The following is a 19,755-nucleotide window of genomic DNA, read 5'->3' on the forward strand; positions in this document are numbered from 1 at the left end:
TGTATCTGTCTACAACGTGGAAACAATTACTTGACGACGATCGCCATGATGTCTTCTTCGCGCATGACCAGCAGCTCATCGCCGTCAACTTTGACGGTTTGGCCGGCGTACTTGCCGAACAGGACGCGGTCGCCCACTTTGACATCCAGAGGACGCACTTTGCCGTCGTCGAGAATCTTGCCATTGCCTACGGCAAGGACTTCGCCTTGATCCGGTTTTTCAGCAGCTGCATCAGGAATGATGAGGCCGGACGCAGTTTTGGTTTCCTGGTCGAGGCGTTTGACGATGACGCGATCGTTCAATGGGCGCAGATTCATACAAAACTCCTTAAAGTTCAATGGATAAGTGTTGCTAAATGAATACATTCCTGGCACAGCGCCAGACGTGCTTTCAGTGACCGCCGTTGAAAGCAGCCCGCAACGATCAAGCAAACCCCATGTCATCCTGTCCTTGCCAGTATCCGGCAGTGGTGCATCGCGGCGTCGCCCGCCGCGTAGCGTTCCCTGCAGTGGTCTGGCAAGCACCATCAGTCCTGAGGATTGCTACGAAAGAGTTTGTTAGCACTCTCTACTAACGAGTGCTAATTATAGGGACGGTAGGGGGCTTATTCAAGGGCTTATTCTCCGGAAAGATAAGCATAGACGTTCTGCGCAGCCTGCATTTACGCAGAGTTTGCGCTGGCGCAAGCCAACTTCCCGGGCGTCAGCAACAGGCGCGACTCTAGCATGCCGTCCGGATGGGGGGCGTTCCTGTACGCACAGGAAACAGAGTTTCACTATGGAATTTGATAAGATGATTGCAATTGCATATCAATATCGCCACATATCACCACTTGCACCAGAAAGAACACCATGCCATTCCCGATTTCCCATACCGCGCTGCGCCTGCTGGGCGCCACTGTCATCGGCCTCGCCTGCCTGGGCAATGCCGCCGCGCAAACGCCCACCATTCTCGACGAGATCAGCGTGGCCACCCTGACGCCGCTGGAAAAGCAGATGCTGCTTAACGACCTGTTCAACGATTTGAACAAGGATGACGACGACCAGGAAGCGCATGTGTGGGACAACGGCGGCGACAGTGGCGTGCTGGTGAAAGTGACGTATAACTTCAGTAATTCCGGCATGACGGAACACAGCCTGAAGGCGCACGTCTGCCGCGACCTGAAATTCGTCGTCACGGCGGCCGGCAAGTCGCAGGACCTGAGCCGCCGCACCTGTTCGCAAAATAGCGGCAACTGGGATGTGCAGGGCAAGGACCCGGCGCCCGTCGTGTATCCGCCTTTCCTGTCGGACGTCACCATCGCCAAGCTCAATGCCAAGGAACAGAAAGCACTGCTGACGGCCGCCGTGCGCACTTTGAAAGATGAAGAGGATGGCAAGACACGCCAGTGGAGCAACAAGGGCTTGGGCAATGCGGCGCCGCTGGCAGTGCGACTGACGCCCTCGCGGACGGACGCCAAACCTGGCAGCTACCGCCGTACTTGCCGCGACTTGACGATGGTGCTTGACGGCAAGGGCGGACAACAGACGCTGACGCGCCGCTCTTGCGAAAACCGCTATGGCGGACTCGATATCGAACCCGATTACGTCGACGAGTAAAACGCTGCCATCGCGGCGCGGCCAGATGCGCGCACTTGGCGAAAAGCGCCGGAAAAATCGTGTATTGTCCGCCAACTGCCCTGCATTGATGTAAATATGTGTGACAGCGGCGTGATTCGATTGACGCCCATGGAGCGTCCGCCCTATAGTGGCGGGATGATTTCCGAATTCAACGAATTATCCGACAAAATAGGCCTGCTGGCCGAAATGACCCATGCGCTGCGCCGTGAAAACGCGCAATTGCGCAAGGACAATGCCGCGCTGGCCGCCGACAACGCGCAGTATGTGCAACGCATGCGCGAGGCGCAGGAGCGGGTGGAGGCGTTGCTGGAAAAAATTCCCGAACTGGTGCAAGCTGGCCTGGAGCAAGCCGCTTCGGAAGCGGGTGCCTACATTGCTGAGAACGAGAAGGAAGCGTAATGCCGCGTGTCGATGTCAATATCATGGGCCAGTCCTATAGCATGGTGTGCCGCGACGGCGAAGAGCGCGCGCTGCGCGAAGCGGCGATCTATCTCGATAGCAAAATGAAAGCCATCCGCGACGCGGGCAAGGTCAAGGGCAATGACCGCATCGCCGTGCTGGCCGCCTTGGGCGTGGCCGCAGAATTCCTCTCCGTGAAGTCGCCGCAAGGTCCGCTGTCGGAATTGACGATACTGGAAGTGAAGCAAAAGATATCGGCCATGCACACAGTATTGGATAGCGCGCTGACGCCCCAGGAAAATCTTTTTTAAGCGCGCGCGCTACGATTTTTCTTTGCGATGTGCGATCAAAGGAGTAAACTTGGGTCTACCCTGCGGTGTTCGCGATTGCCATATATTCCTTGAACCATTTATGCGCATCGGTTGCGAATTTTGTTTGATGGGAGTGAGCGTCGCTCGTTCGACGAACCCGAAATTGAACTAACGTGACCACCTTGAACCGTTTGGTTCGGGATGCCGGCATAGCGGCACAGGCGGGGCCCAATTTGCATTACCACTGAAAACGGTTGCCGCATCGATGCGCAACCGTTTTTTTACGTCTGTCGCTGTGACACGGAGTCTAGATGAAACAATATTGGCTGATGAAATCCGAACCCGATGAAGTGAGCATCGACGACTTGATGGCGGCGCCGCAGCACACCATGCCCTGGTTCGGCGTGCGCAACTACCAGGCGCGCAACTTCATGCGCGATGGCATGCAGGTGGGCGATGGCGTGCTGTTTTATCACTCCAGCTGCCCGCAGCCGGGCGTGGCGGGCGTGGCCGAAGTGGCCAGCGGCGCGTATCCCGATCACAGCCAGTTTGAAGAGGGTGGCAAGTATTTCGATGCCAAGGCCACCCCTGAGCAGCCGCGCTGGATCAGCGTCGACGTGCGCGGCCTGAAGAAGACGGCGCTGCTGCCCCTGTCCGAGATGCGCCAGATGCCGGAGCTGGAAGACATGCTGCTGCTCAAAAAGGGCAGCCGTTTGTCCATCACGCCCGTGACGCCGGCGCAATGGAAAGTGATTACAAGCAGCTTGAAGGCATAGGGAGGTCGATCAGGCGTCCGCCACGCGGGCCTTGGTGGGCGGTGTGCCCATCACCTGGCTTTTATAGGCCCACACCAGCAGCGCGATGGCGCCGACGATCATCGGCAGCGACAGCATCTGGCCCGAGGTGATCGGCACGCCCAGCCACACGACTTCCCAGTCAGGCGTGCGGAAGTATTCCGTGAAGAAACGCGCGCAGCCGTACAGCAGGGTGAACATGGCACCGACGGCCATGCGCGGGCGCTGCTTGCGTGCATACAGCCACAGGATGATGAACACCAAAATGCCGTCGACCATCATCTGGTAGAGGGGCGACGGGTGCACGGGATACGGAATGCCCGGCCATTGCATGGCCCATGGCAGGGTTTCCGGCGCGATGCGGCCCGGCAGTTCGGCATTGATGAAGTTGCCCAGGCGGCCGGCGGCATAGCCGAGCGGCACCAGCGGGGCGATGAAGTCGAGTACGTCGAACAGGTTGCGGCCCGCCTTGCGGCTCCACAGATACATGGCCAGGATGACGCCGAGGAAGCCGCCATGGAAGGACATGCCGCCATGCCAGACCATGAAGATCTCCAGCGGATTTTGCATGAAGTATGCGGGGCGGTAGAACAGTACTTCGCCCAGGCGCCCGCCGATCACCACGCCCAGCATGCCGTAGAACAACATGTCATCGAGGTCTTCCTTCTTCCAGCCCAGCACGGCGATATGCGGTTGCTTGATGCGCACGCGGCCCAGGATAATGAACAGGGCGAAGGCCAGCACGTACATCAGGCCGTACCAGTGCACGGCGAGCGGGCCGATCTGGATAGCTATCGGGTCGGGCATCGGGTGGTTCAGCATGGGGTTTCTTTCTTTGTTTAAAGCTAAGGTTGCGTAGTATGGCGGCGCTTGCGGTTTTTTGCCTTAGCGGCCACTTAATTTAAGGGGTAGTCGTGCTGATCTGCTTGCGCAACAGCGCCAGGAAACCCTGCAGCACGGTGGAAGGATTGTCGCGGCGCCAGGCCAGGCCCGTTTCCACCAGCGGCGTGGCGTCCTGCAGCGGCCTGTATTCTACGCCCGGGCGCATCAGATTCGATACCGATTGTGGCACAAGCGCGATACCCATGCCAGCCGAGACGAGGCTGACGATGGTTTGCATCTGGATCGCTTCCTGGCCGATCTGTGGCGTGATGCCGGCTGCGCGGAACACGCCCAGTATCGCGTCGTGCAGGGCGGGCGATATCGCGCGCGGGAAGATGATCAAAGGCAGGGGCGGCACGTCGCGCAGGCGCACGGGTCCCGGCGTATTCAAGATGGCGAGGCCGGATGGCGCGGCCAGCACCAGCGGTTCGGTCAGCACGGGCAGGTAATCGAGCTCCCCTTTCGCCTTCTCGGGCAGCGGCGGGATCAACAGGCCCGCATCCGTGCGCCCGGCCAGCAATTCGTCCAGCTGCAGGTCGGAGGTGGCTTCCTGCAACTGGATCTGCACTTGCGGATAGGCCGTCTGATACGCGCGCAGCAGGGGCGGCAGCACGCTGTAGTCGGCCGAGGAAACGAAGGCCAGGCTCAATCGTCCCGCCTCGCCCTGTGAGGCCCGCCGTACCAGCGCGGGCAAATCGAGCGCCTGTGCCAGCAGCCGGCGCGCCTCGGGCAGCAGGGCGCTGCCTGCCGGCGTCAGCTGTACTTCGCGGCGCGTGCGCACGAACAGGGGCGCGCCCAGCAACTCTTCCAGGGCCATGATGGTTTGCGACAGGGGCGGCTGCGTCATGTGCAGGCGTGCGGCGGCGCGGCCGAAGTGCAATTCCTCGGCGACGGTGACAAAGTAGCGCAGCTGGCGCAGCTCAAGATTCATATGTGTTTCCATGCGGATTGATTGCTGTGATACATAAAACGACTCACAGACACGTGTATCATATATTTGACAGTGGGGCGCGCGCAAGGCACTCTGACGTACCCCCACGGCATGCAGGGTTTTGTTGAAATCCGCGCAGTCAGGCATTATTCATTTCTCGGAAGGTCCCCATCATGCCGCAATACCGCTCCCGCACCACCACCCACGGCCGCAACATGGCTGGCGCCCGCGCCCTGTGGCGCGCCACCGGCATGAAGGATGGCGACTTCGACAAACCGATCATCGCCGTCGTCAACTCGTTCACCCAGTTCGTGCCAGGTCACGTGCACCTGAAAGACCTGGGGCAGATGGTGGCGCGCGAAATCGAGGCGGCCGGCGGCGTGGCCAAGGAATTCAACACCATCGCCGTCGATGACGGCATCGCCATGGGCCACGGTGGCATGCTGTATTCGCTGCCCTCGCGCGACCTGATCGCCGACTCCGTCGAATACATGGTCAACGCCCACTGCGCCGACGCCATGGTCTGCATTTCGAACTGCGACAAGATCACGCCGGGCATGCTGATGGCCGCCATGCGCATCAACATCCCCGTCGTGTTTATTTCCGGCGGGCCGATGGAAGCGGGCAAGGTCATCAAGGTCGTCAACGGCACGCAAAAGATCATCAAACTGGACCTGGTCGACGCCATGATCAAGGCGGGCGACAGCAGCGTCTCCGACGCCGATGTGGCGGAAATCGAGCGTTCGGCCTGCCCGACCTGCGGTTCCTGCTCCGGCATGTTCACGGCCAACTCGATGAATTGCCTGACCGAGGCGCTGGGCCTGGCCCTGCCCGGCAACGGCACCATCCTGGCCACGCACTCGGACCGCCAGCAGCTGTTCCTGCGCGCGGGACGTCTGATCGTCGAACTGGCCAAGCGCCACTACGAGCAGGACGATTACACGGTGCTGCCCCGTTCCATCGCCTCCAAGGCCGCGTTCGAAAACGCCATGGCGCTCGACGTCTCCATGGGTGGCTCGACCAACACCGTGCTGCACTTGCTGGCCGCTGCCCACGAAGCGGAAGTGGAATTCACCATGGCCGACATCGACCGCATTTCGCGCAAGGTGCCATGCCTGTGCAAGGTGGCGCCGATGACGGACAAATACCATATCGAAGACGTGCACCGCGCGGGCGGTATCGTGGGCATCCTGGGCGAACTGGCGCGCGCCGGCCTGCTCAACACGACCCTGCCGACCATCCACGCGCCGACCCTGGCCGACGCCATCGCGCAAAACGACATCATGTGCACCGACAATCCGGCCGTGCATGAGTTGTTCCGCGCCGCACCGGGCGGCGTGCCGACGCAGACGGCATTCTCGCAGTCGGAGCGTTTTGCGGCCGTCGACACGGACCGCGCCACGGGCTGCATCCGCGACAAGGCGCATGCGTATTCGCAGGATGGCGGCCTGGCCGTCCTGTACGGCAACCTGGCCGAAAAGGGCTGCATCGTCAAGACGGCCGGCGTGGATGAAAGCATCCTGAAATTTTCGGGCAAGGCGCGCGTGTTCGAAAGCCAGGATACCGCTGTTGAAGCGATTTTGGCCGATACCGTGCATGAAGGCGACGTCGTCATCATCCGCTACGAAGGTCCGAAAGGCGGCCCGGGCATGCAGGAAATGCTGTATCCGACCTCGTACATCAAATCGAAGGGCCTGGGCAAGGCGTGCGCGCTGTTCACTGACGGGCGCTTCTCGGGCGGCTCCTCGGGCCTGGTGATCGGCCACGCCTCGCCGGAAGCGGCCGAAGGCGGCGCCATCGGCCTGGTGGAAGAGGGCGATTTCATCGATATCGACATCCCAGAACGCACTATCAACCTGCGCGTCACGGATGCCGAACTTGCCGCGCGCCGCGCTGCCATGGAAGCGAAGGGCGATTGCGCCTGGCTGCCCGTCAACCGCGAGCGCTACGTGTCGCAGGCGCTGCAGGCGTATGCGGCGCTGACGACATCGGCCGACCGTGGCGCCGTGCGCGATCTGTCGCAGCTGAAGAAACGCTGATTTGTTGTGTAAGTGCGACGGCCGGCCCCGTTTGACCGTGCGGGGCCGCTTGTCGTTACATCGCCTTACAAACAACATGGTCATGGACGCGCAGATGGGGCAGAATATGAGTGCCTAATCGTTACTACATTGCGTTACTACATTGAAACGCTTGATCTGGGCTCGTGGTGCATCTGCGGAAACACAGTAAAATGCCGCAGGAAGTAACTTTGGAGAATAGACAATGAAACGTTTTATGTTGGTGAGTGTATTGACCGTATCGGCTCTGGCATCGCAAGCAGCGTTGGCCAATCCGGACCTGGCGAAAGCAAAAAACTGCATGGCTTGCCACGCGGTGAGCACGAAACTGGTGGGCCCTGCGTTCAAGGACGTGGCTGCCAAGTACGCCGGTCAGAAAGACGCGGAAAACAAGCTCGTGGCGAAAGTCATGAAGGGCGGTTCCGGCACCTGGGGCGCGATCCCGATGCCAGCCAATCCGCAAGTGAGCGATGCGGAAGCCCACACCCTGGTCAAATGGGTACTGGCACAGAAATAATCTGTGCCGCAGTACTTGCAATTAGCGCGCCGGCAATCCCGGCGCATTTTTTTTGCCTGCTGCCTGCAAATTCCCCATGCCTTCCAGGGATGCTGCGCGCGCCAGAAGCAACTGGTGGAGCGCAAGGTGGGCGATATCGGACTGCTCCTGCAGCGGACAGCCTGCGCCGCCGCACCACCTTCGACGCGCTGGCCGAAGGCTTGCTGGCTTATGTGGCTGAGCAGCCGCTTACTTGACCACTTCCATCTTGGTTTTCTTGCCATCCCGGTAGGTGAACAAAGTCAGTGCGCCATCCTTGATGTCGCCGTTGGCATCGAACGAGATGGGGCCCGTCACGCCCTGGTAGTGTACCTTGGCCAGGAAAGGCAGGTAGACGGATGGCTTCGACGATTTGGCGTCGGCCATGGCGGTGGCCATGGTCATCACGGCATCGTAGACATACGGCGCGTACAGCTGCACTTCCATATTGTATTTCTGCTTGTAGCGGGCGCGGAAATCGTCCATGCCTTTTTGCTGCGTGCCCGTCACGCCGCCCGCTTCCGCGCAGGTGACCATGTCTTCACCCACGGCGTCGCCCGCCAGCTTGCCCAGCGGTTCCGTGCACAAGCCATCGCCGCCCATGAACTTGGCCTTGATGCCCAGCGCCTTCATCTGGCGCAGCATGGGGCCACCCACCGAATCCATGCCGCCAAAGAAGATCAGGTCGGGATTTTTCGACTTGATGCTGGTCAGGATGGCATTGAAGTCGGTCGCGTTGGCATTCGTAAATTCCTTGCCGACGATTTGCACGCCAGGCGCCGCTTTCTTGGCGCCCTTGACGAACTGTTCCGCCACGCCCTGGCCGTAAGCCGTGCGGTCATCGATGACGGCGATTTTCTTCGCTTGCAGCTTGCCCACGGCATACGCGCCCAAAGTCCCCCCCAGCTTGTTGTCATTGGCCACCACGCGGAAGGCTGTGTTGAATTTCTGCTGGGTATACGTCGGGTTGGTGGCGGCCGGTGAAATCTGCGGAATGCCGGCATTGAAGTAAATGCGCGAGGCGGGAATCGTCGTGCCCGAGTTCAGGTGGCCGACGACGCCGTTGACCTTGGCGTCGACCAGCTTTTGCGCCACGGCCGTGCCCTGTTTGGGATCGGCTGCGTCATCTTCGGGCACCAGCACGAATTTCACGGCTTTGCCGTCGATCTTGAAGCCTTTGGCGTTCAAATCCTCGATCGCCATCTTGGCCGCGTTCTCGTTATCCTTGCCCAGGTGGGAGCTGGCGCCAGAGACCGGGGCGACGTGGCCTATCTTGATGATTTCCTGTGCGCCCGCATGGCCGACAAAGGCGAGGGCGAGGGCGAGAGGAAGGACTTTGGTCTTGAGCAGCATAAACATTCTCCAATGGATAAAGATACGGCGGCGTCTCGTGAAAACCGCTACGACAGGCGGTACGTGTGAAGAAAGGTACAACAAAAAACAGGCGGCGCAAAGCCGCATTTCGGGCTTTTTGCATTTTGTCGCAACAATCACCAAAGTGAGGCGCGATGCACCGATTTCGCAGGCGCGAGCGCACCAAAGAATGGCGTTGGAAGGGATACAGGTGTAGAGAAGTTGGGCCAAATATGCCCAGTAAACTTACAACACCTGACAAAACCGTAGCGAGCGGAAGGGAGAGGTGGCTAAGAAGCGCAACCGTACTCTAGTACGGTGAGCATCGCAGGGCGCCTATACCGACGCGCAGTAGGTTTTGACAGGTGTCACTGCAAATGTCCTAGCTCATGGCTTACCGCATGCGCCACGATCTGTTCCAGCGACTGCTGCAAATCTTCGCGCAGGGCGCCGCGCATGCCGATCAGGGCGTTTTGCAGGGCCGTCTGCAAGACGTGGGCGATGCGTTCTTCCAGCAGATGGTCGATCTTGCCTTGCACTTGGTGCAGGATGCGCTGCGTTAGCCGCTGTTCGATGGCGTCCCAGTCGGGCTGCGCCACCGTTGGCGGCAACGCTGGCGTTGCCTCAACAGCAGGCTCGACTGCCATGACGGGAGCCACTTCCGGCCCCAGCAGAACCTCCGTCAGCAGGGGGATGCCCTGGTCGAATGGCTGCTGACTCATGCTTTGCCCACTGAGTTTCCTGCCACAAAGTGCGTCGGCTGCACGTCTTGCTGGCGGTAGTGCAGGAAGCGCTGGCGGCCCGCCTGCGCATCTTGCTCCTCCATGGAGACGATCTCGAAGACGCGCTGGAACTGCGCATAGTTGGGCGGCGGCAACTGCGACAGGTTGACGAGGATGTCGTGGTGCGGCAGCTCGGCCGCCGCGTCATCGGTCAGGATGATGGGCGTTTGCGCTGCCAGCGGGTCGCCGGCCAGCACGTGCGGCAGGAAATCCGTGGCGGAAATGGTCCACATGGCGCTGTTCAAGGCGTCGAGCTGGGCGCTGTCGGCCGCCAGCACGACCACCTTGTTGCCGGCCATATAGGCCTTGCGCGCAAGGCGGCAGGCGTAGGCCAGCTTGTCCGGCACGTTGCTGTGGAAATCGACGCGGCTCATGGCGGGCTCAGGCAGCCATGCCGCTGTGGCGCAGCAGGGCATCGATGGACGGTTCGCGGCCGCGGAAGGCAGTAAACGACTCCAGAGCGGGGCGCGAGCCGCCGACGGACAGGATTTCTTGCAGGTAACGTTTGCCGGCAGCCGTGGTGGCGGCCGGCCCCAGCGCCTTGGCTTCCTCGAAGGCCGCATAGGCGTCGGCGGACAGCACCTCGGCCCACTTGTAGCTGTAGTAGCCGGCCGCATAGCCGCCGGAGAAGATATGCCCAAAGGCATTCTGGAAGCGGTTGAAGGCGGGCGGGATGATCAGCGAAAACCTGGCGCGCACGCCGTCGATCAGTTGCTGCACGCTCTGGCCCGTGCTGGCGTCGTAGTCATAGTGCAAATGCATGTCGAGCAAGGAAAATTCCACCTGGCGCAGGGTTTGCAAGCCGGACTGGAAATTCTTGGCCGCCAGCATCTTGTCGTACAGCGCGCGCGGCAGCGGCGCGCCCGTGACGGCATGCGCCGTCATGTGTTCGAGTACTTCCCATTCCCAGCAGAAGTTTTCCATGAATTGCGATGGCAGTTCCACGGCATCCCATTCGACGCCGGCAATGCCCGACACGCCAAGCTCGTCGACCACCGTCAGCATATGGTGCAGGCCGTGGCCGAATTCATGGAACAGGGTGATCACTTCATCGTGGGTAAACAGCGCTGGCTGAACCTTGCCGTCGATCACGGCCGGTTCTGTGAAATTGCAGGTCAGATAGGCGATCGGCGTTTGCACCTGCTGCGCGTCGGCACGGCGGCCGCGCGCGTCGTCCATCCAGGCACCGCCGCTCTTGCCCGCGCGCGCATACAGGTCCAGATAAAACTGGCCGACCAGCTGGCCGTCGCGCTCGATGCGGTAAAAGCGCACGTCAGGGTGCCAGACGGGCGCCGTATCGGGTTTGATCTCGACCGCAAACAGGTTCTGGATCTGGCGGAACAAGCCATCGATCACCTTATGCTCAGGGAAATATTGCTTCACTTCCTGGGCCGAGAACGCGTAGCGGCGTTCCTGCAGCTTTTCGGAAGCGTACGGCACGTCCCACGCTTGCAGCTCGTCTATGCCCAGTTCTTCCCTGGCGAATTGTTTCAGTTCTGCCAAGTCCTTCTCGGCGAACGGGCGCGCGCGTTTGGCCAGGTCTTCCAGGAAAGCGATGACTTGCGCGGGCGAGGTGGCCATTTTGGAAACCAGCGACACTTCGGCGAAATTGCCGTAGCCGAGCAGTTTTGCCTCTTCGTTGCGCAGCCGCAACAGGGTGACGATGTTGTGCGTGTTGTCCCAGTCCTCTTTCTTGCTGAAGACCTCGCCCTGGTCCGAGGCCTTGGTGGCGTTGGCGCGGTAGATGGTTTCGCGCAGCGCGCGATTGTCGGCAAATTGCAGGATCGGGTAATAAGAGGGGAAGTGCAGCGAGAATTCATAGCCTGCTTTGCCCGCCTTCTCGGCGGCGGCGCGCGCGGCGGCCTTCACGTCGTCGGGCAAGCCTGCGAGATCAGCTTCATTGTCGACCAGCAACTTGTAGTCATTGGTGGCGTCGAGCACGTTTTCGGAAAAACGCGTACCGACGGCCGCGTGTTCTTCCTGGATGGCGCCAAAGCGCTCTTTCTTATCCTCGGGCAACTCGGCGCCGCCCAGGCGGAAGTCGCGCACGGCATTGTCGACGATGCGGCGGCGCGCCGGCGACAGGCTGGCGAAATCGGCGCGGGCCTGCAATTGCTTGTATTTGCCGAACAGGATTTCGTTCTGTCCCAGCTCGGTCAAGAATTCCGTCACTTTGGGCTGGTTGGCATTGTAGGCGGCGCGCAGTTCGGGCGTATCGACCACGCTGTTGAGATGGTTGACGATGCTCCAGGCGCGGCCCAGGGTTTCGGCGATTTGGTCCTGGGGCGCGACGAAGTTTTCCCAGCTTACTTCTTCCATGGGTGCTTCCAGCCGCGCCACCGTGGCGCGCGCCTGGGCCAAAAGGGTATCGATGGCAGGCGTGACATGCTCGTGCGTGATCGCGTCGAAGCGTGGCAGTCCGGAAAAATCAAGCAGGGGATTGGTATTCATCGTCGCTTCCATATATTAAAAGGGGCGGTCATGCCGCCCCGGGTGATTCTTAAATGCGCTCGGCGGCCTGGACGGTGTTCATCAATAGCATCGTGATCGTCATCGGACCCACGCCACCGGGCACGGGCGTGATGTGGGAGGCGACGTCTTTCACTCCGGCAAAATCCACGTCACCGCACAGCTTGCCGTCATCGTCGCGGTTCATGCCCACGTCGATGACGATGGCGCCCGGCTTGACCATGTCGGCCGTCAGGGTGTTGCGGTGGCCGACGGCGGCCACGACCACGTCCGCCTGGCGCGTGTACAGGCCCAAATCCGGGGTCGCACTATGGCAGATGGTGACGGTAGCGTTCGCTTGCAAGAGCAGCAGTGCCATCGGCTTGCCGACGGTGTTGCTGCGGCCGATGACGACGGCGTGCTTGCCGCGCAAGTCCACGCCCGTGCTTTCGATCAGTTTCATGCAGCCGTACGGCGTACAGGGGCGGAAGCCGGGCAAGCCCGTCATCAGTTCGCCGGCGCTCAGGACGGAATAGCCGTCCACGTCTTTCGTCGTGGCGATCGCTTCGATGACCTTGTGCGGGTTGATGTGCTTGGGCAATGGCATTTGCACGAGGATGCCGTGGATGGCCGGGTCGGCGTTCAGGCTGGCGATGCGCGCCAGCAAGTCCGCTTCGGGCAGGTCCGCTTCATATTTTTCCAGCACCGAGTGAAAACCCACGTCGCCGCACGCCTTGACCTTGTTGCGGACATACACCTGGCTGGCCGGGTCTTCGCCGACGAGAATCACGGCCAAACCGGGCTGGGTGCCCTTGGCCGTGAGGGCGGCGGCGCGGGTGGCGATCTCGCTGCGCAGTTTTTGGGAGAGGGCGATTCCGTCGATCAGTTGTGCTGGCATAGTAGGGAGGCTGTGTGGGAGGGAAAAGACAGATTATAAAGCCGGGCGGCGCAAAGGGGCGGTTTTGGCGCCAAGCCGTTATGTTAAAAAGCGGGCCAGAGACGCGGGCCTGAGAAAATGCCGATGGCGGCGTTGCAGCTCCTTGCCGTACTGGCGTACTGTCTGCGTCGCCGCGCCTTGCCCTCGACATTTTTCAGGCCCGCTTGGCCCGGTATGCCTGTGCGGGCGACCGGGGTGTTAATTCGTTTTGCTGGTGCGCACATCATAGTTTCCGGGCGGAATTTGCGGCAGTGCAGCATAAATTTCATAGGGATATTTCACAATGCGAAATGCTATATCGTAATTTGAAAAATAGTAAATACGCTGTTAGAATCCCCACACTAAACCGACTTAATAGTAAATAATCAGCGAAATACCGTCCGACAGCGATCCGGAAAATCGGGGTGGGGCGTTCACAAAGGAGACTCAACAGATGTCAGCTCAACTGAACCAGGTAACGACACAGATCGGCACCGACCCGGATATGCAGGAAACCAAGGAGTGGCTGGACGCGCTCGAAGCCGTGCTGGAAAATGAAGGTCCAGAACGCGCGCATTACCTGATGGAGCGCATGGTTGACCTGGCCCGCCGCCGCGGCGCCCAGATCCCGTTCTCCAGCACCACCGCCTACGTCAATACCATCCCCACCAAACAAGAAGCACACTGTCCCGGCAACCTGGAATATGAAGAGCGCCTGCGCTCGTGGATGCGCTGGAACGCCATGGCCATGGTAGTCAAGGCCAACCGCGCCGACGGCGACCTGGGCGGCCACTTGTCCTCGTTCGCTTCGCTGGCGAACATGCTGGGTATTGGTTTTAATCATTTCTGGCACGCGCCAACGGCCGACCACGGCGGCGACCTGCTGTACATCCAGGGCCACTCCTCGCCCGGTGTCTACGCGCGCGCCTTCCTCGAAGGCCGCTTGACGGAAGAGCAAATGCTGAACTTCCGCAAGGAAGTCGATGGCAAGGGCCTGTCCTCGTACCCGCATCCGAAGCTGATGCCTGACTTCTGGCAGTTCCCGACCGTGTCGATGGGCCTGGGCCCGCACATGGCGATCTACCAGGCGCGCTTCCTCAAATACCTGCACGCACGCGGCATCGCCAAGACCGACAACCGCAAGGTCTGGGCCTTCTGCGGCGATGGCGAGATGGATGAGCCGGAATCGCTGGGCGCGATCGGCCTGGCCGCACGCGACATGCTCGACAACCTGGTCATCGTGGTCAACTGCAACCTGCAGCGCCTGGACGGCCCTGTGCGCGGCAACACCAAGATCATCCAGGAACTGGAAGGCGAATTCCGTGGCGCCGGCTGGAACGTCGTCAAGGTCATCTGGGGTCCGGGCTGGGACGCCCTGCTGGCACAGGACAAGGAAGGCATCCTGCAGCGCGTGATGATGGAAACCGTCGACGGCGAATACCAGAACTACAAAGCGAAAGATGGCGCCTACGTGCGCAAGCACTTCTTCGGCAAGCATCCGAAGCTGCTGGAAATGGTTGCCAACATGACCGACGACGACATCTGGCGCCTGACCCGTGGCGGCCACGATCCGCACAAGATCTACGCGGCCTTCAAGATCGCCCAGGAACACAAGGGCCAGCCAACCGTCCTGCTGGTGAAAACCATCAAGGGCTACGGCATGGGCAAGTCCGGCGAAGCGCGCAACACGGCGCACCAGACGAAAAAACTGGACGACGAAGCCATCCGCGAAATGCGCGACCGCTTCTCGCTGCCTATCCCTGACGACAAGCTGGCCGACATCCCGTTCTTCAAGCCAGCCGACGACGCGCCGGAAATGGTCTACCTGCACGAGCGCCGCAAGGCCCTGGGTGGCTACCTGCCGCAGCGCCGCCAGAAGTCGGAAGAGACCCTGCCGGTGCCTGGCCTGGACGCGTTCAAGAACGTGCTGGAAGCCACGCCTGAAGGCCGCGAAATCTCGACCACGCAAGCCTTCGTGCGCGTCATTTCGACACTGCTGAAAGACCCGAACCTGGGCCAGCGCGTGGTGCCTATCCTGGTCGATGAATCGCGTACCTTCGGCATGGAAGGCCTGTTCCGCCAGATCGGCATCTACAACCCGAAAGGCCAGTTGTACGAGCCGGTCGACAAAGACCAGGTCATGTACTACCGCGAAGACAAGGCTGGCCAGATCCTGCAAGAGGGTATCAACGAAGCGGGCGGCATGAGCTCGTGGATCGCCGCGGCGACGTCGTATTCGACCAACGACCGCATCATGATCCCGTTCTACACCTTTTACTCGATGTTCGGCTTCCAGCGCATCGGCGACCAGGTATGGGCTTCGGCCGACATGCGCGCCCGCGGCTTCCTGATGGGCGGCACGGCCGGCCGTACGACCCTGAACGGCGAAGGCTTGCAGCACGAAGATGGTCACAGCCATATCTTCGCCGCGACCATCCCGACCTGCATGCCTTACGACCCGACCTTCAGCCATGAAGTCGCCGTCATCATCCAGGATGGCCTGCGCCGCATGATCGCCAACCAGGAAGATGTGTTCTATTACATCACGATCATGAACGAGAACTACGCCCAGCCAGGCATCAAGCCAGGCCAGGAAGAAGGCATCCTGAAAGGCATGTACAAGCTGCAGGAAGGCCAGGCTGACGCCAAGTTGCGCGTACAACTGATCGGTTGCGGCACCATCCTGCGCGAATCGATCTTCGCCGCCGAATTGCTTGCCAACGACTGGGGCGTGGCTGCGGACGTGTGGTCGGCGCCGTCGCTGACTCTGGTGGCCCGCGATGGCCAGGATGCGGAACGCTGGAACATGGTCAACCCGTCGAAAGAGCAGCGCGTGCCGTACGTGACGTCGCTGTTGCAGGACACGAACGGCCCGATCGTCGCCACGACCGACTACATGCGCGCGTTTGCAGAACAGATCCGCGCCTTCATGCCGAAGGGCCGCACTTATAAAGTACTGGGCACCGATGGCTTTGGCCGCTCGGACAGCCGCGCCAAGCTGCGCGAGTTCTTCGAAGTGAACCGTTATTATGTCACCGTGGCCGCGCTCAAATCGCTGGCAGACGAAGGCAAGATCGACGTGTCGGTGGTGGAGCAGGCGATTGCCAAGTACGGCATCGATGCGAACAAACCGAATCCGGTGACCCAGTAATCGTTGTGCGGACCCGATGATGCCAGGGCGGTGCGAAAGTGCCGCCCTGGCGTGTGTGCGGGTCCATCTGACAAATAAAATAACGGAGCAAGCTATGAGCATTGTGGAAGTCAAAGTCCCGGATATCGGCGATTTCAAGGAAGTCGAGATCATTGAACTGATGGTCAAACCAGGCGACACGGTCAAGGTCGACCAGTCCCTGATCACGGTCGAATCGGACAAGGCCAGCATGGAAATTCCATCGAGCCACGCCGGTGTCGTCAAGGAATTGAAAGTCAACGTGGGCGACAAGATCGCCGAAGGTTCGCTGGTCCTGCTGCTGGAAGTGGCGGACGACGCCTCGGCGCCTGCGCCTGCCGCCGCTGCTGCCCCGGCGGCAGCACCTGTCGCTGAAGCCGCCGCGGCCGCGCCAGCGCCTGCCGCCGCTTCCGGCGCGCCGGCTTTGGTGGAAGTGACCGTGCCCGATATCGGCGACTTCAAGGAAGTCGAAGTCATCGAATTGATGGTCAAGGTGGGCGACGCGATCAAGGTCGACCAGTCGCTGCTGACGGTCGAATCGGACAAGGCCAGCATGGAAATTCCATCGAGCCATGCCGGTATCGTGAAAGAATTGAAGGTCAAGGTCGGCGACAAGGTTGCCAAGGGTTCGCTGGTGCTGGTCGTGGAAACGACGGGCGCCGCTGCCCCTGCCGCTGCTGCACCAGCCACCGCTCCTGCACCTGCCGCGCCAAGCGCCGCCGTCGCTTCGGCACCGGTCGCTGCCGCTGCTGCCGCCCCTGCCGCAAATGGCAAGCTGGCGCACGCATCGCCATCGATCCGCAAGTTCGCGCGCGAACTGGGCGTGGACCTGACCCGCGTGGGCGGTTCCGGTCCGAAAGGCCGCATCACCCAGGAAGACGTGCAGAACTTCGTCAAGGGCGTGATGTCGGGCGCTGTTGCCGCGCCAAATGCGCCGGTCGCCAAGGCCGGTTCCGGCGTGGGCCTGGACCTGCTGCCATGGCCGTCGCTGGACTTCAGTAAATTCGGCACGACCGAATTGCTGCCGCTGTCGCGCATCAAGAAAATCTCGGGTCCGAACCTGCACCGCAACTGGGTCATGATCCCGCACGTCACGCAGTTCGACGAAGCGGACGTGACGGACCTGGAAGCGTTCCGCGTCGATACCAACGCGGCCAACGCGAAGAACAAGGATGCGGCCAAGCTGACCATGCTGGCATTCGTCATCAAGGCGTCCGTCGCCGCACTGAAGAAATTCCCCGCGTTTAACGCTTCCTTGGATGCCAAGGGCGAAAACCTGATCCTCAAGCAGTACTACAACATCGGCTTCGCCGCCGACACGCCGAATGGCCTGGTGGTACCGGTGATCAAGGGCGCGGACCAGAAGTCGGTTTCGCAGATCGCCCGCGAAATGACGGAACTGTCGCTGCAGGCGCGCGAAGGCAAGCTGAAACCGGCCGACATGCAGGGCGCCAGCTTCACCATTTCGTCCCTGGGCGGCATCGGCGGCACGCACTTCACGCCTATCGTGAATGCGCCGGAAGTGGCGATTCTGGGTCTGTCGAAAGCCTCGATCAAGCCGGTGTGGGATGGCAAGGCCTTCCAGCCACGTTTGATGATGGGCACCTCGCTGTCCTACGACCACCGCGTGGTCGATGGCGCGATGGGCGCGCGATTCTCCGTGTACCTCGGCGAAGTCCTGGCCGACATGCGCAAAATTCTGCTGTAAGGAGCGATTGATGAGCACAGTAGAGGTAAAAGTACCGAATATCGGCGACTTCAAGGAAGTCGAAGTCATCGAATTGATGGTCAAGGTAGGCGACACCATCAAGGTGGACCAGTCCCTGATCACGGTCGAATCGGACAAGGCCAGCATGGAGATTCCTTCGACCCACGCGGGCGTCGTCAAGGAAATCAAGGTCAAGGTTGGCGACAAGATCGCCGAAGGCAGCGCGCTGCTGGTGGTGGAAGCATCTGAAGGCGCGGCTGCGCCTGCGCCAGCACCTGTGGCGGCCGCTCCGGCAGCCACTGTCGCTGCAGCACCAGCGGCACTTGTCGCCGCCATCCCGGCCGGCAATTATAGCGGCCAGGTCGACATCGACGTCGACATGATGGTCTTGGGCGGTGGTCCTGGCGGCTATTCGGCGGCGTTCCGCGCGGCCGACCTGGGCCTGAGCACCGTGATCGTCGAGCGCTACGCCACCCTGGGTGGCGTGTGCCTGAACGTGGGCTGCATCCCGTCGAAGGCGCTGCTGCACGTCGCTTCCGTCATCGATGAAACGGCGCACATGTCCAACACCGGCGTGACGTTTGCCAAGCCGAGCATCGACATCGACCAGGTACGCAAGTACAAGGAAGGTGTCATCTCGAACATGACGGGTGGCCTGGCCGGCATGGCCAAGGCGCGCAAGACGCAAGTGGTCACCGGCGTGGGCCAGTTCCTGTCCGCGAACCACATCGAAGTGACGGCAGGTGACGGCTCCAAAAAAGTCGTGCAGTTCAAGCAAGCCATCATCGCCGCCGGTTCGTCCGTGGTGAAGCTGCCCTTCGTGCCGGAAGACCCGCGCATCGTCGATTCGACGGGCGCGCTGGAATTGCGCCAGATCCCGAAACGCATGCTGGTCATCGGCGGCGGCATCATCGGCCTGGAAATGGCCACCGTGTATTCCACTTTTGGCGCGCGCATCGACGTGGTCGAAATGATGGATGGCCTGATGCAGGGCGCCGACCGCGATGCCGTCAAGGTGTGGCAGAAGTTCAATGAAAAGCGCTTCGACAACATCATGACCAAGACCAAAACGGTGGCCGTCGAGGCACTGCCGGAAGGCATCAAGGTCACGTTCGAAGCCGCTGAAGCGGGCGCCACGGCGCCAGCGCCGCAAGTCTATGACCTGGTGCTCGTCGCCGTGGGCCGCAGCCCGAACGGCAAGAAGCTGGCCGCCGACAAGGCCGGCGTGAACGTCACGGACCGCGGTTTCATCGAAGTCGACAGCCAGATGCGCACCAATGTGCCGAACATCTTCGCCATCGGCGACCTGGTGGGCCAGCCGATGCTGGCGCACAAGGCGGTGCATGAAGCCCACGTTGCAGCGGAAGCTGCCGCCGGCCAGAAGTCGCACTTCGACGTCAAGGTGATTCCATCGGTCGCCTACACGGACCCGGAAGTGGCATGGGCCGGCATTACGGAAGACGAAGCGAAAGCCAAGGGCATCAAGGTCGAGAAGGGCCACTTCCCTTGGGCAGCCTCCGGCCGCGCCGTGGCCAATGGCCGTGCCGAAGGCTTCACCAAGCTGCTGTTCGATGCGGAAACGCACCGCATCATCGGTGGCACCATCGTCGGCACGCATGCAGGCGACATGATCGGTGAAATCGCGCTGGCCATCGAAATGGGCTGTGACGGCACCGACATCGGCAAGACCATCCACCCGCATCCAACCTTGGGCGAGTCGATCGGTATGGCGGCCGAAGTGTACGAAGGTGTGTGCACCGACTTGCCGCCACCGCGCAAGCGCTGATAAAAAGTCAACTTTCAGTATTAAAAACCGGGACGTGTTCCCGGTTTTTTTATATCCCTTGATCT

At 61.0% G+C, this 19,755-nt stretch carries 17 protein-coding genes and 1 other RNA gene; 10 read left to right on the top strand and 8 right to left on the bottom strand.

The features are described 5' to 3' along the window. Positions 1–26: 26 nt before the first annotated feature. The gene (gene groES, locus ACQ4WP_RS10235; protein ID WP_010400979.1) at positions 27–317 is read right to left on the bottom strand and encodes a co-chaperone GroES; all 291 of its coding nucleotides are present in this window, start codon (positions 315–317) and stop codon (positions 27–29) included. 534 nt (positions 318–851) lie between these two features. On the opposite strand from groES, the gene ACQ4WP_RS10240 reads away from it, so the two are divergent. The 5 genes from ACQ4WP_RS10240 to ACQ4WP_RS10260 all read left to right on the top strand — a co-directional run bounded on the left by ACQ4WP_RS10240 (position 852) and on the right by ACQ4WP_RS10260 (position 3,105). After that, complete coding sequence (locus ACQ4WP_RS10240) at positions 852–1,598, top strand: hypothetical protein (protein WP_436520242.1); 747 nt, start codon at positions 852–854, stop codon at positions 1,596–1,598. 156 nt (positions 1,599–1,754) lie between these two features. Then, entirely contained in the window at positions 1,755–2,018 is a 264-nt protein-coding gene (locus ACQ4WP_RS10245; protein ID WP_099378049.1) for a DUF904 domain-containing protein, read from the top strand. Beyond that, positions 2,018–2,329 carry a cell division protein ZapA gene (locus tag ACQ4WP_RS10250; RefSeq protein ID WP_034747344.1) on the top strand — a complete coding sequence of 104 codons (312 nt, stop codon included), beginning with the start codon at positions 2,018–2,020 and terminating at the stop codon, positions 2,327–2,329. Before ACQ4WP_RS10245 ends, ACQ4WP_RS10250 begins: the two co-directional genes overlap by 1 nt. A gap of 54 nt (positions 2,330–2,383) precedes the next feature. After that, positions 2,384–2,561, top strand: a non-coding RNA gene (gene ssrS, locus ACQ4WP_RS10255) — 6S RNA. A 79-nt stretch (positions 2,562–2,640) separates the two neighbouring features. Beyond that, a complete protein-coding gene (locus ACQ4WP_RS10260; RefSeq protein WP_436520244.1) occupies positions 2,641–3,105 on the top strand; it encodes an EVE domain-containing protein in 465 nt (154 codons plus the stop codon). 9 nt (positions 3,106–3,114) lie between these two features. Here ACQ4WP_RS10260 and lgt read toward each other — a convergent pair whose 3' ends face one another. Next, positions 3,115–3,945: a prolipoprotein diacylglyceryl transferase gene (lgt, locus tag ACQ4WP_RS10265; RefSeq protein WP_436520246.1), complete on the bottom strand. Its 831-nt coding sequence runs from the start codon at positions 3,943–3,945 to the stop codon at positions 3,115–3,117. Between the two features lie 79 nt (positions 3,946–4,024). Then, positions 4,025–4,936, bottom strand: coding sequence for a LysR family transcriptional regulator (locus ACQ4WP_RS10270; protein WP_436520248.1), 912 nt, complete (start codon positions 4,934–4,936; stop codon positions 4,025–4,027). Between the two features lie 173 nt (positions 4,937–5,109). Between ACQ4WP_RS10270 and ilvD the strand changes: the two genes are divergently transcribed. Further along, positions 5,110–6,975, top strand: coding sequence for a dihydroxy-acid dehydratase (gene ilvD, locus ACQ4WP_RS10275; RefSeq protein WP_436520250.1), 1,866 nt, complete (start codon positions 5,110–5,112; stop codon positions 6,973–6,975). 223 nt (positions 6,976–7,198) lie between these two features. Then, complete coding sequence (locus ACQ4WP_RS10280) at positions 7,199–7,510, top strand: c-type cytochrome (RefSeq protein WP_034747381.1); 312 nt, start codon at positions 7,199–7,201, stop codon at positions 7,508–7,510. A gap of 228 nt (positions 7,511–7,738) precedes the next feature. Here the strand turns inward: ACQ4WP_RS10280 and ACQ4WP_RS10285 are convergent, their stop codons facing one another. The 5 genes from ACQ4WP_RS10285 to folD all read right to left on the bottom strand — a co-directional run bounded on the left by ACQ4WP_RS10285 (position 7,739) and on the right by folD (position 13,009). Further along, positions 7,739–8,881, bottom strand: coding sequence for a branched-chain amino acid ABC transporter substrate-binding protein (locus ACQ4WP_RS10285; RefSeq protein WP_436520252.1), 1,143 nt, complete (start codon positions 8,879–8,881; stop codon positions 7,739–7,741). 368 nt (positions 8,882–9,249) lie between these two features. Beyond that, positions 9,250–9,603 (bottom strand): DUF2486 family protein, encoded by a 354-nt coding sequence (locus tag ACQ4WP_RS10290; RefSeq protein ID WP_436520254.1) that lies wholly within the window; start codon positions 9,601–9,603, stop codon positions 9,250–9,252. Next, positions 9,600–10,037 carry a DNA polymerase III subunit chi gene (locus ACQ4WP_RS10295; protein ID WP_436520256.1) on the bottom strand — a complete coding sequence of 146 codons (438 nt, stop codon included), beginning with the start codon at positions 10,035–10,037 and terminating at the stop codon, positions 9,600–9,602. The genes ACQ4WP_RS10290 and ACQ4WP_RS10295 overlap by 4 nt, the downstream gene beginning before the upstream one ends. Positions 10,038–10,044: 7 nt before the next feature. Further along, positions 10,045–12,114 carry a M3 family metallopeptidase gene (locus tag ACQ4WP_RS10300; RefSeq protein WP_436520258.1) on the bottom strand — a complete coding sequence of 690 codons (2,070 nt, stop codon included), beginning with the start codon at positions 12,112–12,114 and terminating at the stop codon, positions 10,045–10,047. Between the two features lie 49 nt (positions 12,115–12,163). After that, entirely contained in the window at positions 12,164–13,009 is an 846-nt protein-coding gene (gene folD, locus ACQ4WP_RS10305; protein WP_436520260.1) for a bifunctional methylenetetrahydrofolate dehydrogenase/methenyltetrahydrofolate cyclohydrolase FolD, read from the bottom strand. 472 nt (positions 13,010–13,481) lie between these two features. Between folD and aceE the strand changes: the two genes are divergently transcribed. The 3 genes from aceE to lpdA all read left to right on the top strand — a co-directional run bounded on the left by aceE (position 13,482) and on the right by lpdA (position 19,690). Then, the gene (aceE, locus tag ACQ4WP_RS10310) at positions 13,482–16,178 is read left to right on the top strand and encodes a pyruvate dehydrogenase (acetyl-transferring), homodimeric type (protein WP_436520262.1); all 2,697 of its coding nucleotides are present in this window, start codon (positions 13,482–13,484) and stop codon (positions 16,176–16,178) included. Positions 16,179–16,272: 94 nt separating this feature from the next. Further along, positions 16,273–17,904, top strand: a complete 1,632-nt coding sequence (gene aceF / locus ACQ4WP_RS10315; protein ID WP_436520264.1) for a dihydrolipoyllysine-residue acetyltransferase — start codon at positions 16,273–16,275, stop codon at positions 17,902–17,904. Between the two features lie 10 nt (positions 17,905–17,914). After that, positions 17,915–19,690 (top strand): dihydrolipoyl dehydrogenase, encoded by a 1,776-nt coding sequence (gene lpdA, locus ACQ4WP_RS10320; protein ID WP_436520266.1) that lies wholly within the window; start codon positions 17,915–17,917, stop codon positions 19,688–19,690. Positions 19,691–19,755 lie beyond the last annotated feature (65 nt).

It is taken from the genome of Janthinobacterium lyxosi (assembly GCF_051380665.1).
Taxonomy (GTDB): Bacteria; Pseudomonadota; Gammaproteobacteria; order Burkholderiales; family Burkholderiaceae_D; genus Janthinobacterium.